We start from the raw sequence: 12,171 nt of genomic DNA, 5'->3' as shown, positions 1-12,171 counted from the left end.
CACCCATACCGTTCCACTCGCCCGCCGCGCAGGCGATGAGTGGAACGCTATGGGTGTCAAACAGGGCCGCAGACACCCGTGGCGTTCCACTCGCCCCGTCGGCACACGGTGAGTGGAACGGTATGGGTATCAGCGAGGACGGGGACGAGGACGGGGGCGAGGGCGGGGGTGAGGACGGGGGCGGGGCGGGAACGCCTCAGGTGAGGCGGGCGTCGATGAGGTCGAGGGCGGCGGGCACGCTGTCGGCGACCATCACCAGATCGAGCGCGGCCGGTTTGAGGAAGCGCCGGTCGGCCAGGGTGCCGAGCCAGTCGAGCAACGGCTGGTAGAACCCGTCCGCGTCGACAAGCACCATCGGCTTGGTGTGCAGGGCCAGGGTGGCGGTGGTCCAGACCTCGAACAGCTCGTCGAGCGTGCCCAACCCGCCGGGCAGCGTGACGAAGGCGTCCGACTTGTCGACCATCATCGTCTTCCGGCTCGCCATCCCGTCGGTGACAAGCAGTTCGTCGGCGGCCAGGTCGGCCGCCTCCAGGACGACCAGGGGCTGCGGGATGACGCCGATCGTGCGACCCCCGGCGGCCCGTGCGCCGTCCGCCACCGCGCCCATCATGCCGACGCAGCCACCGCCGCTTACCAGCGTGTGCCCGCGTCGGGCCAGTTCGGTGCCGGTTTCGGTGGCGAGCGCCAGCCAGCGGTCGTCGAGGGTACGTGAGGACGCGCAGAACACGCAGACGTTCGCCATGTCAGCGCGAACCCGTCGGGCCCTCGGGGGCGGCCTCGGCGGCGGCCCGTTGGTCGGCGGCCACCCGGGCGACCGCCTCCTCGCGGACCGCCTCCTGTTCGGCGGAGAGCACCGCCTCGGCCTCGACGATGTGCCGGACCGCCTCGTTGACGTCGTCGGTGACGCGGATCAGGTCGAGGTCACCCGGCCCGATCTTGCCCTCGGCGGCCATGGTGTCGCGCAGCCAGTCGAGCAGGCCGCCCCAGTAGTCCGCGCCCATCAGCACGACCGGGAACCGGGTCACCTTGCCGGTCTGCACCAAAGTGAGCGCCTCGAACAGCTCGTCCATGGTGCCGAACCCGCCGGGCAGCACCACGAACGCCTGGGCGTACTTGACGAACATGGTCTTGCGGGCGAAGAAGTAGCGGAAGTCGATGGCGAGGTCGACCCAGTCGTTGAGGCCCTGCTCGAACGGCAACTCGATGCCGAGCCCGACGGAGAGGCCGCGGGCCTCCCCGGCGCCCCGGTTGGCGGCCTCCATCACGCCCGGCCCGCCGCCGGTGATCACCGCGTAGCCAGCCCGGGCCAGGGCGCCGCCCAACTCCTCGGCCAGCCGGCACTCCGGGCTGTCCGGCTTGCTGCGGGCCGAACCGAAGACGCTCACGGCGGGCGGCAGGTCGGCGAGCGTGTCGAACCCCTCGACGAACTCGGACAGGATCCGCAGGGCCCGCCAGGCGTCCTTGGTCTTCCAGTCGCTGCGGCCCCGGGAGTCGAGCAGCCGCTGGTCCGCGGTACTGTTCGGAATCGCACGATTGCGCAGCGTGACCGCGCCGCGGTGCCGCTCCGCACGCGGCAACCCCTGCCCAGCCGGCTTCCTGCTGCTCTCAGTCATGGGGCCACGGTAGTGGAGCACCGGCGGAGCGGCGCGTAGACGGGCCTGCCGGAGAAAATCTTTGCGATCAAGGCAACTAATTCGGTCGCTCGTACGTCTTACTATTCACATACCGGGTATGCCTGGGCGACGCGTCTTCGGGGGAGGAGCAAGCGTTTGATCAGCAACAGCGAGATGATCCGGATCCGCCGGCAGATGCAGCGGCGGATCCACGACGTGGTGGCCGAGCGCCGCCGAGCCCGGATGGCGGAGGCCCACCGCTCCGAGCCGGCCGTCGAGGCCGACGAGGCGGACGCGTCACTGTCCCCGAGCGCCTGACGATCCGGGGCCCGCGACGTCGGCCGTTGGCCCCGGATCGTCGGTACGTCAGGCCGGGGCGAGCCAGCGGTGCAGGGTGGCCGCGCCGTCGCGGATCTTGGCCAGTTCGACGTGCTCGTCCCGGTGGTGGGCCAGGTTCGGATCACCGGGTCCGAAGTTGAGCGCCGGGATGCCCATGGCCGCGAACCGGGCCACGTCCGTCCAGCCCAGCTTGCCGATCGGGGCGGCCCCGACCGCGGTCAGGAACTCCCGCGCCACCGGGTTGTCAAGCCCCGGTGCCGCCCCGGCCGCCGCATCGGTGACCGCCAGGTCGAAGCCGGCGAAGACCTCGCGCAGGTGCGCCTCGGCCGTCACCGGATCGCGGTCCGGGGCGTACCGGTAGTTGATCTCGATCTCGCAGCGGTCCGGGATGACGTTGCCGGCCACCCCGCCGTTGATCCGCACCGCGTTGAGGCCCTCGCGGTAGTCGCAGCCGTCGATGGTCACCCGGCGCGCCTCGTACGCCGCCAGCCGGCGCATCACCTCGCCGGCGCCGTGGATGGCGTTCACCCCGCGCCAGGAGCGGGCCGCGTGGGCCCGCTCGCCGTGCGTGGTGACGACCGCCCGCATGGTGCCCTGGCAGCCCGCCTCGACCACCCCGTACGTGGGCTCCAGCAGCACCGCGAAGTCGGCGCGCAACCACTCGGGGTGGCTCTCCCCCACCAGGGTGAGGCCGTTGTAGCGCGACTCGATCTCCTCGGCCTCGTAGAAGAAGTAGGTGACGTCGTAGCGCGGGTCGGGCAGCGTCACCGCCAGGTGCAGCGCGAACGCCACCCCCGACTTCATGTCGGAGGTGCCGCAGCCGTACATCAGGTCGCCGCGCATGGTCGACGGGAAGTTGTCGTTGAGCGGAACGGTGTCCAGGTGGCCGGCGAGCACCACCCGTTGCGCCCGGCCCAGGTCCGTGCGCGCCATCACGGTGTTCGAGTGCCGGTGGGTGCGCAGGTGCGGTACGCCCCGCAGCACCTCCTCGACGCAGTCGGTGATCGCCTTCTCGTTGAGGGACACCGACTCGATGTCGACCAGGGCGCGGGTAAGCGCCACCGGATCGGCCAGGACCTCGGGGGTCAACGGGTTCTGCATGTCTCGCACGGTACCGTCATCCTCGGTGGGTGCGAGGCACACGTTCCGCGCCCGCAGCCGCCAGCAGCGGCGCACGCCGCCGCCGGAACGAGAGGTGACACCGTGACGTCCGCACCATCCGCCTGGGGCATCGGCCTGGCCACCGTCACCGCCGACGACCAGGTGCTCGACACCTGGTACCCGACCGGCAAGCTGGGCCTCGGCGAGCTGCCCCTGGTGCCCGGGGAGGACCAGGCCGACGTGCTCGACCTGCCGCCGGGCGCGATCGGCGAGCGGGCGCTGCCCGGCCTGCGTACCGTCGAGGTGACCACCGTGATCGGTTCGCTCGACGACCCGATCAAGGACGCCGCGGACGCGTACCTGCGGTTGCACCTGCTCTCCCACCGCCTGGTGCGGCCGAACGAGCTGAACCTCGACGGCGTCTTCGGCAAGCTGGCGAACGTGGCCTGGACCTCGGCCGGTCCGTGCCCGCCGGAGCGGGTGGACGAACTGCGCGTCATCGAGCGGGCCGCCGGCCGCCACCTGGCGGTCTACGGGGTGGACAAGTTCCCCCGGATGACCGACTACGTGGTGCCGGCCGGGGTGCGGATCGCCGACGCGGACCGGGTGCGGCTCGGCGCGCACCTGGCCGCCGGCACCACCGTGATGCACGAGGGCTTCTGCAACTTCAACGCCGGCACGCTCGGCACCTCGATGGTCGAGGGGCGGATCGTGCAGGGCGTGGTGGTCGGGGACGGCTCCGATGTCGGCGCGGGCGCCTCGATCATGGGCACGCTGTCCGGCGGAGGCACCGAGAAGGTGCGGATCGGCGAGCGCAGCCTGGTCGGCGCGAACGCCGGCATCGGCATCTCGCTCGGCGACGACTGCGTGGTGGAGGCCGGCTGCTACGTCACCGCCGGCTCCAAGGTCACCCTGCCGGACGGCCGGGTGGTCAAGGCCCGTGAGCTGTCCGGGGTGGACGGGCTGCTCTTCTGGCGCAACTCGGTGACCGGCGCGCTTGAGGCCAGGCCGCGCACCGGCCGGGGCATCGAGCTGAACGCCGTCCTGCACGCCAACGACTGAGAGTCGACAGGACCGACCCCGTCCGGGCCCGCGACGCGAGGTCGCGGGCCCGGACGGGCGGGACTCACCGCAGGCGGTACGCCTGGATGATCCGCTGGGTCACGGTGTTGCCGGCGTCGTCCCGGGCGGAGGCCCGCAGCGACACGTAGCCGGGGCCGGCCGGGTGCTTGACGGTGGCCGTCCATCCGGCGCCCTGCTTCTTCACGGTCGCCTTCCGCCACGTCTTCCCACCGTCGTAGGAGACGTCGACGGTGAGCGCCGCGACCTTCCCGGCCGGCGCGCCGGGCTGACGCTGCACCGTCACCGGGACGGTGAAGGTCCGGCCGGCCGGCGCGGCGCCGTCCGCCGACAGCGGCGGGGTGAACCGGACCGCCATCGCCGGCAGTCGCGCCGGCTCGTCACCCGGCACCCGCTTGGAGCGGAACGTCCAGCTCGCCGAGACCTCGGTGCTCAGGTCCGTGAAGCTGCGCGTCGCCTCGGTGTCGACCCGGTAGTTCGCGACGCCCGGTGGCACCTCGAACTCGCCGTACCCGGCGCTGGCCACCTCGTCGACCAGCTTGCCGTTGCGGTAGAGCGCGGTGCGTTCGGTGTCGTTGAACGAGAAGCCGGGGTGCCCGGCCGCGTCGCTGTGCGTCGGCAGCGAGACCAGGATGAGGTTCCCGGTGCGGGTGATGCCCTCCTCGGGGAAGCGCGGCTGCGGCGTGAAGGACGGGCCGTACGGCGCGTTGTTCCAGACCTCGGAGTAGGCGTGGCCGGCCTGGTAGCGGGTCGGCCCGGCCACCAGCAACGCCTGCAGGTCCAGCCACCCGCTCTCCGGGTCCGGCTTGCCGAAGTCCTGCTCGAAGTTCCAGCGGGTGCGGTTGGTGCTGAGGTGTTCGATCCGCTTCCCCGGCGCCTGGACCGGCAGGATGACCGCCGAGCCGCCCATGTTGTAGTCGGGCTCCGGGTAGACCACCCGCTCGTTGTTCAGCCCGGTGTAGCCGTCCGCGAACCGGCTGGTGACGGTCGCCAGGTCGGCGGCCTGGTAGTGCCGGACGAACCCGGTGGGGAACCGCCCGGGGAACAGGTCGCTCAACCCGTAGAAGTACGGGCTGCGTTCCGGCGCGTTCGGTTCGGCCCACTGGCTGGCCAGCGAGCCCACGAAGACCTTGTCGGAGACGTTGCGGCCGAGCTGGGCCGAGTAGAGGCCGTCGAACCGGTCCGTCCAGAGCCCGAAGCTGGCGTAGTAGTCACCGAAACCCCAGGCGGCGCTGAAGTCGATCAGCAGCGGGGCCGCGCCGCGCTGCGGCACGGTGGTGCGGACCGGCTTGCCCCGCCGGGCGTCCAGGGTGAGCCGTTGGTTGCCGGTCACCACCAACTCCGGCTGGGTCAGCATGGAGACCTCCGACCAGCCCTCGTCGCCGTCGACGAAGAGCAGGCTCTGCACCCCGTACCGGCCCTTGGGCACCCGGATCGTGGCCTCGCCGTCGCCGAACACGTCCCGGGCGGTGCCGTCGTCGAGCCCGATCAGGGTGGTGTAGTAGTCACCGGTGAGGGCGCCGGCCCGGTTCCGGTGGGTCAGGGTCAGGTCGTAGCTCTCCACCTCACGGTTGACCGCCAGCGGGGTCACCGCGACGGTGTCGCCGGATCGGGCGACAAGCCGGCCGGTCCAGTACCCGTCGACGCCGAGCCGGGTGTCCACCACGACGGTGACCTGCGCGGTGCCGCCGGCCGGGACGGTGAGCCGGGAGGCGCTGAGGGTGAGCATGCCGGCCGGCGCGGACCGCCCGCCCGGGCCGGTGAACTGGGTGCTCAGGTCGAGCGTGAGCGGGGCCGCGCCGTCGTTGCGGTAGGTGACGGTCTTGGTGATCGGCTTGTCGTCGGCGTGCGGCCAGAGCGCGGTGCCGAACGAGACCGAGGTCGGTTCGCTCGTCACCTGCTCGGTGATCGCGTGGGCCAGGTCGACCCGGCCGGCGCCCTGCTGGAACGCGGTCTGGTCGGGGTGCGGCCGGGCCGAGGCCATGAGCGTGGCCTTGTAGCGGCCCGCGTTCCAGCCGGGGTGCTGCTGGGCGATCAGGGCCACCGCGCCGGCCACGTGCGGCGTCGCCATCGAGGTGCCGGAGAGGGAGACGTAGCTGTCCCCGACCGGGTCGCCGATCTGGCCGTGCGCGGCCCGGGCGGCGACGATCTCCACGCCCGGCGCGGTGATGTCCGGCTTGATGGCCCCGTCGCCGACCCGGGGTCCGCGGCTGGAGAACTCGGCCAGTTCGTCGTCCCGGTCGACCGCGCCGACCGCGAGCGCGGCGTCGGCGGTGGCCGGCGAGCCGACCGAGCCGTCGGCGCCGTCGTTGCCGGCGGCGACCACGAAGAGCGTGCCGGTCTGCGCCGTGAGCGTCTCGATCGCCTGCTCCAGCGGGTCGACCTCCGGCGTGTCGTAGCCGCCCAGGCTCAGGTTGACCACGGTGGCGTGCTGCTCGGCGGCGGCCCACTGCATGCCGGCCAGGATCGCCGAGTCGGTGCAGCCGTACTCCTCACAGACCTTTCCGGAGAGCAGCGTGGCGTCCGGGGCCACGCCCCGGTACTTGCCGCCGGAGGCGGCGCCGCTGCCGGCGATGATCGAGGCGACGTGGGTGCCGTGCCCGACGATGTCGTCCGGGTCGGTCTCCTCGCTGAAGTTGCGCGACTCGGCGACCTTGCCGGCCAGGTCGGGGTGGGTGAGGTCGACGCCGGTGTCGAGCACCGCGACCTTCACGCCCTTGCCGGTGTATCCGGCGGCCCAGGCGGCCGGGGCGCCGATCTGCGGCACGCTGTGGTCGAGTGTCAACTGCCGCCGGCCGTCCAGCCAGATCCGGTCGACACCCCCCGCCGTGTCGAGCCGGGCGCCGGAGCGGTCCGCGCCGACCGCGCGCCAGAGCGCGCCGATGTCGGACTTGGTCGCGGCGAGCGCCGCGCCGCCGATGGCCGGCAGGTCGCGGGTCACCCGGGTGCCGGCGAGCGGGGTCGCTGCCCGCCGGGCCACCCCCTGACGGTACGAGACAAGCAGCGGCACGGCGTCGCGGTGCGCGTCGTCGTAGCCGGCCGCGATCAGCCCGGTGACGTCGAACAGCCGCGCGTCGAGCCGGCCGGACCGGACCAGCGCCAGGGCGTCCTGGGGCACCACGCTGAGGCCGTGCCGCTCGCGGCGGACCACGAACTGCATGCCGGCGCGACCGGCGCCGGGGCGTACCGCGGCACGGCCGCCGTCGGCGACGGTGACCCGGTCACCTGTGATGAGGGTGACGGTGGCCGGCCGGCCGGACGTGCCGGTCGGGGCCGGCGTGCCGGTCGGGGTCGCCGGAGCGGCGGCGTGTGCGGGCACGGGCAGGCCGAGCGCCAGGCCCAGGGCGAGGCCGAGCGCGGCCAGCTTTCTGCGATTCCGGGGCAACCTTTTCTCCTCCGTGCGGCGTCTCATCGATGAGGGTCACATCGACGCGGAGTATCAGAATTACATACCGGGTATGCATTCGGAAGTCGCCAATCCGACCGAAACGGTTCCGACCGACCGACCACGCCGGGGATGATCCGTCGATGACCATGAAGGACCGGATGCTGGCCGGCGAGCCGTACATCGCCGACGATCCCGCGATCATCGCCGACCTGGACCACGCCGCCCGGCTCACCGAACGCTTCAACCGCAGCTCCGCCGACGACCCGCAGGGCCGCCTCGCCGCCCTGCGCGACCTGCTCGGCTCGCTCGGCGAGGGCGCCTGGATCCGACCGCCGTTCCACTGCGACTACGGCCACCAGACCCACCTCGGGCCGCGCAGCTTCGTCAACTTCAACGCGGTCTTCCTCGACGTCGCCCGGATCACCATCGGCGCGGACGTCCAGATCGGACCGAACGTGCAACTGCTCACCGCCACGCACCCGGTGGAGCCGGAGGCACGCCGGGCCAAGTGGGAGGCGGCCGAGCCGATCACCATCGGCGACAACGCCTGGCTCGGCGGCGGGGTGATCGTGCTCGCCGGAGTGAGCGTCGGCGACAACACAGTGGTCGGCGCCGGCGCCGTGGTGACCCGCGACCTGCCGGCCAATGTGGTGGCCGTGGGTAACCCCGCCCGCCCGATCAAAACCCTGGCCTAAATGCTTGAGCTGCCGAAACAACCCCTTCAGGGGGATGCGGAATCCGGAAATGGCGAGCACTCTGGGTAGTGGAACGCTCACTCTGGGGAGACCGCGATGGAGCGCGTGCTGGAACTACGGGTGCACGGGGTGTCGAACACCCCGCCGGATCAGCTGCTGGGCCTCACCCCCGGACCAGGTGCCTGCGGTACGCGACCAGAGCTGGTCGCCGGCGGACAGGTCACCGGTTTCTACCGTTCCTCCGCCGCCGACCGGGACGACCCGATCAACGTCGAGGCGTACAGCTGGGGGACGTTGACCTCCGGCGCGCGGACCCGGCGGGACCTCCAGCGCGCCCTCTGGACGCTGCTGCTGCCCTTCGCGCTGGCGAACGTCGCGCTGCACGCCCGGGCCGGCATCCCGGCGGACCCCGACCGGGAACGCTGGGCCAGCCGGTCCGGCATCACCGCCTGGCTCATCCGGCTGTTCTGCCTGAGCCTGACCTGCACCCTGGTGATCGCCGTGACCGGGATCGGGGTGGACCTCGTCGGCTGGCAATGCGTGGGCCCGCAGTGCCTCGGCCGGATCCCCGGCCCGTGGGAGTTCCTCGGCAACTCCTGGTGGCGCGAGGGCACCCGGACGCTCGCCCTCGGGCTGCTGCTGCCACTGCTCGTGCTGGGCGTGATCGGGCTGCTCGCCTGGCGCACCTACCAGTACGAGGCGGAAATGCCGGCCGAACCGCGCGCCCGCCCGGCCGGCCGCGACGACGGCCCGACCGACCCGCCCGAGCCGCTGGAGAACCCGCTCCAGGACCCGACGTTCTGGAACGGCGAGGGCCAGTTGCGCCGGGCCGCGGTGCTGCACCTGTGCACCGGAGCGGTGACCGCCGCCGCCGTACCCGTCACCGCGGTGCTGATCATGGATCCGCCGCGTGGCCTCCGGGCCGCGGTCGCCGCGCCGACCGTGGCGCTGTTCGTCGCCGTGGCGGCGATAGCCGTGGTCGCGGTGGGCCGCCCCTGGCTGAGCCGCCGCCAGGGCGCCACCCCACTGGGCCGGTGGAGCGTCGCGGTGACGGTGCTCACCGGGCTCGGGCTGATCGGCACGTTCGTCCTGCTGCTGCTCCCGGACGGCCCGGCCGGTCGCCCGCTGAGCACGTACCGGCCGCCGGTCGGCTGCGCCACGACCCCGGACCTCGCCGGCTGTCTCAGCGCGCGCCCGCTGCCCGGCTACGAGACCACCCTCGCCTGGCTGGTGACCTACCAGGTGCTGCTGCTCGTCGCCATCGGCGCGGCGAACCGCTCCGGCCGGCGGGCGCTGGCCGGACCGGTGGCCGCCGCCGTGCTGCTGCCGCTCGGCGTGGCCTGGATCGAGCGCGGCCTGCCCGGCCTGCCCACCGCACCGGCCGGACTACGGACCTGGATGCTCGTCGGCCCGGCCATCGCGCTTGCCGTCGCCGGGCTGCTGCTGCCCCGGCTCCGGCCCGCCGTGCCGGCCCAGCCGCTCGGCGCGTACACAGGTCTCGCCTGGCACGGCTGCGCGCCGGCGGTCATCGCCGGCTTCGGCTGGATGATGGCCGTCGCGTACTGCGCCGGGCTGCTCTACTGGGTGAGCGAGCGGCTCGCCGGGCCGGCCGGCGCGAGCCGCGTGACGCCGCCGCTCGCCGTCTTCTGGGCCGGGCTGGCCTGCGTGGTCGGGCTGCTCACGCTGCTCACGCTGCTGGTCCGGGCCGCGGTCCTGCTGCACGGCCTGCGCCGCGCCGAGTACGCCGGGCTGACCTCCGCCAGTGGCCTGTCCGCGCACGACCTGCGGCGGTGCCGCGACGTCAGCACCTACCGGGCGCTGCACCGGCTGGTGGGCGAACACGCGGTCCGGCTGATCGGCGGGTACGCGGCCGGGTCCGCGGTCCTGATCACCCTCTGCTGCGCCGCCACGCTCTCCGGCCACCGGCCCGGCCCGCTCTCCCCCGGCTGGCAGCCCGCGGTCCACTGGGCCGCCGAACTCGGCGACGCCATGCTCGGCTGGCTGCCGGTGGTGACAAGCGCGCTCGGCTGGCTCGTCTACCGCACCGACTCGGTACGCCGCTCGGTCGGCGTGGTCTGGGACGTGTGCACGTTCTGGCCGCGGGCCGCGCACCCGCTCGCCCCGCCCAGCTACGCCGAGCGCGCCGTGCCGGAACTCCAGACCCGGGTGGCCGGACTGCTGGCGCTGCCGCCACACCACCCGGACCGGATGGACGGTGTGATCCTCTCCGGGCACAGCCAGGGCACCGTCATCTGCGCCGCGATGCTGCTGCAACTGCCCCGCCGGTTGCGGCGGCGGACCTGGTTCTTCTCCTACGGCTGCCAGCTCACCCGGCTCTACGGCCGGGTCTTCCCGTCATACTTCGGGCCGGAGCGTCTGCGCACCCTGGCCCGCGCGGTCACCTGGCCCGACGGGCACGTCGCCTGGACGAACTTCTGGCGCGACACCGACCCGCTCGGCTGGCAGGTGAGCGCCGGGCAGCGGGACGTGCCGGTGACCGACCCGGAGGCGCTGCACCCGTCCGGCGGCGAGGTCGCCGACCCGCCGATCCGCAGCCACAGCGGCTATCCGGACGCGGTGGAGTTCACCCGCGAGCGGGCCGTGGTCGCCCGACTGCTGCGCCGCAGCGTGCCGTCACCCCGCCCGGGAGCCGGCTGACCGCCCCTCATCCCTCCGGCGGGTCCGCGAGCCGGACCACCAGGTCGGCGTGCGCGGCCGTGCCGGCGACCAGCCGGGCGTTCCGCTCGTCGCTGCCGAGCGCCCAGGCGCGGGCCTGCTCCGGCGACTTCCCGTACGCCACATGCCTGTCGGTGAGGCGGCGCAACCGCAACTCGGCGTCCAGGTCGAGGAACCAGGCCCGGTGCAGCAGCGAACGCACCTCCTCCCACGGCTCGTCCCGCAGCAGCAGGTAGTTGCCCTCGGTCACCACCAGCCGCACCTCGGGCGGCACCTCGATCGCCCCCGCGACCGGCTCCTCCAGGTCGCGCCGGAACTCCGGCGCCCACACCGAGGTGGGCTCCAACCGCCGCAACCGGCGCAGGATGGCCACGAAGCCGTTGACGTCGAACGTGTCCGGCGCGCCCTTGCGGTCCGCCCGGCCCAGCCGGGCCAGCGCCGAACCGGCCAGGTGGAAACCGTCCATCGGCACCAGCCGGGCGACCGGGCCGATCTCGGCGACGATCCGCTCCGCGAGCGTGGACTTGCCCACGCCCGGCGCGCCGGCGATGCCGAGCAACTGCCGCGGGCCGTCCTCGGCGAGCGCCCGCGCGCGGGCGACAAGCTCGTCGGACGCGAGCACCTGCGTCGGCGGCATCAGCCGAGCACCGGCTCGCTGATGGTGAACCGGGCCTCCACCGCCGCGTGCACCGGCTGCGGCGCCGGATCCAGCTCCAGCTCCGGCGCGGACTCGCCGGACCGGGCGTACGCGGCCTTGGCAAGCATCGGCGGGGCGGCGGTCAGGCCGGTGTCGGACAGCTCCCGCAGCGCGGTGACGCGGGCGCCGAGCGCCTCCGCGTACTCCCGGGCCCGGGCCAGGGCGTCGGCGATCGCGGCGTGCCGCGCCGCCCGGTAGGCCGGACTGTCCGGCCGCAGCGACCACACCGGGCCGGCCACCTCGACCTGCTCGTGGTCGGCCAGGCGGAGCATCAGCTCACCGAGCGCGGTGAAGTCGGTGACCGTGACCGTGGTGCTCACCCTGCCCTGGTAGGCCACCACCCGGTCGCCCGAACGCTTCGTCACCGGCCATACGTTCACCTGACCGGTCTCCCGCCCCTGGACGACCGGCTCGGCCGCGTCGAGCAGCGCCCGCACCGCGGCGGCCCGTTCCGCCAGCCGGGTCAGCGTGGTCTCCCGATCCCGGTCCCGGGCGACCGCGGTCACCGTGAACCGGGCCAGCTCGGGAGCGACCTCCTGGTACGCCTCGCCGCGTACCGCGACCACAGGTGCGTCCGCCATG

At 73.4% G+C, this 12,171-nt stretch carries 10 protein-coding genes; 4 read left to right on the top strand and 6 right to left on the bottom strand.

Annotated elements, in window-relative coordinates; all coding sequences use genetic code 11:
- Positions 1 to 196: 196 nt before the first annotated feature.
- Entirely contained in the window at positions 197 to 742 is a 546-nt protein-coding gene (locus tag SM450_RS16600; protein WP_474620622.1) for an LOG family protein, read from the bottom strand.
- A 1-nt stretch (position 743) separates the two neighbouring features.
- A complete protein-coding gene (locus SM450_RS16595; RefSeq protein ID WP_474620621.1) occupies positions 744 to 1,613 on the bottom strand; it encodes an LOG family protein in 870 nt (289 codons plus the stop codon).
- A gap of 156 nt (positions 1,614 to 1,769) precedes the next feature.
- On the opposite strand from SM450_RS16595, the gene SM450_RS16590 reads away from it, so the two are divergent.
- Complete coding sequence (locus SM450_RS16590) at positions 1,770 to 1,931, top strand: hypothetical protein (protein ID WP_474620620.1); 162 nt, start codon at positions 1,770 to 1,772, stop codon at positions 1,929 to 1,931.
- 48 nt (positions 1,932 to 1,979) lie between these two features.
- Here SM450_RS16590 and dapE read toward each other — a convergent pair whose 3' ends face one another.
- A complete protein-coding gene (gene dapE / locus SM450_RS16585; RefSeq protein WP_474620619.1) occupies positions 1,980 to 3,053 on the bottom strand; it encodes a succinyl-diaminopimelate desuccinylase in 1,074 nt (357 codons plus the stop codon).
- A gap of 102 nt (positions 3,054 to 3,155) precedes the next feature.
- Between dapE and dapD the strand changes: the two genes are divergently transcribed.
- Positions 3,156 to 4,115: a 2,3,4,5-tetrahydropyridine-2,6-dicarboxylate N-succinyltransferase gene (gene dapD / locus SM450_RS16580; protein WP_474620618.1), complete on the top strand. Its 960-nt coding sequence runs from the start codon at positions 3,156 to 3,158 to the stop codon at positions 4,113 to 4,115.
- A 64-nt stretch (positions 4,116 to 4,179) separates the two neighbouring features.
- Here dapD and SM450_RS16575 read toward each other — a convergent pair whose 3' ends face one another.
- A complete protein-coding gene (locus SM450_RS16575; protein WP_474620617.1) occupies positions 4,180 to 7,518 on the bottom strand; it encodes a S8 family serine peptidase in 3,339 nt (1,112 codons plus the stop codon).
- Between the two features lie 143 nt (positions 7,519 to 7,661).
- Here SM450_RS16575 and SM450_RS16570 point away from each other — a divergent pair, with 143 nt between their 5' ends.
- Positions 7,662 to 8,216 carry a sugar O-acetyltransferase gene (locus SM450_RS16570; RefSeq protein ID WP_474620616.1) on the top strand — a complete coding sequence of 185 codons (555 nt, stop codon included), beginning with the start codon at positions 7,662 to 7,664 and terminating at the stop codon, positions 8,214 to 8,216.
- Positions 8,217 to 8,312: 96 nt separating this feature from the next.
- Positions 8,313 to 10,874, top strand: coding sequence for a hypothetical protein (locus SM450_RS16565; RefSeq protein WP_474620615.1), 2,562 nt, complete (start codon positions 8,313 to 8,315; stop codon positions 10,872 to 10,874).
- A gap of 7 nt (positions 10,875 to 10,881) precedes the next feature.
- Here SM450_RS16565 and SM450_RS16560 read toward each other — a convergent pair whose 3' ends face one another.
- Both SM450_RS16560 and SM450_RS16555 read right to left on the bottom strand, forming a co-directional pair.
- Positions 10,882 to 11,529 (bottom strand): nucleoside/nucleotide kinase family protein, encoded by a 648-nt coding sequence (locus SM450_RS16560; protein ID WP_474620614.1) that lies wholly within the window; start codon positions 11,527 to 11,529, stop codon positions 10,882 to 10,884.
- The gene (locus SM450_RS16555) at positions 11,529 to 12,170 is read right to left on the bottom strand and encodes an SIMPL domain-containing protein (RefSeq protein WP_474620613.1); all 642 of its coding nucleotides are present in this window, start codon (positions 12,168 to 12,170) and stop codon (positions 11,529 to 11,531) included. Before SM450_RS16555 ends, SM450_RS16560 begins: the two co-directional genes overlap by 1 nt.
- Position 12,171 lies beyond the last annotated feature (1 nt).

The organism is Micromonospora marincola (assembly GCF_056150385.1).
Note: the sequence above shows the minus strand (reverse complement) of the source record. Positions and strands in the feature narration are given on the sequence as shown.

Bases quoted from the DNA above. Each gene is read 5' to 3' on its own strand.
- SM450_RS16600 (WP_474620622.1), bottom strand. From the start codon at position 742: ATGGCGAACGTCTGCGTGTTCTGCGCGTCCTCACGTACCCTCGACGAC.
- SM450_RS16595 (WP_474620621.1), bottom strand. From the start codon at position 1,613: ATGACTGAGAGCAGCAGGAAGCCGGCTGGGCAGGGGTTGCCGCGTGCG.
- dapE (WP_474620619.1), bottom strand. From the start codon at position 3,053: ATGCAGAACCCGTTGACCCCCGAGGTCCTGGCCGATCCGGTGGCGCTT.
- SM450_RS16570 (WP_474620616.1), top strand. From the start codon at position 7,662: ATGACCATGAAGGACCGGATGCTGGCCGGCGAGCCGTACATCGCCGAC.
- SM450_RS16565 (WP_474620615.1), top strand. From the start codon at position 8,313: ATGGAGCGCGTGCTGGAACTACGGGTGCACGGGGTGTCGAACACCCCG.
- SM450_RS16560 (WP_474620614.1), bottom strand. From the start codon at position 11,529: ATGCCGCCGACGCAGGTGCTCGCGTCCGACGAGCTTGTCGCCCGCGCG.
- SM450_RS16555 (WP_474620613.1), bottom strand. From the start codon at position 12,170: ATGGCGGACGCACCTGTGGTCGCGGTACGCGGCGAGGCGTACCAGGAG.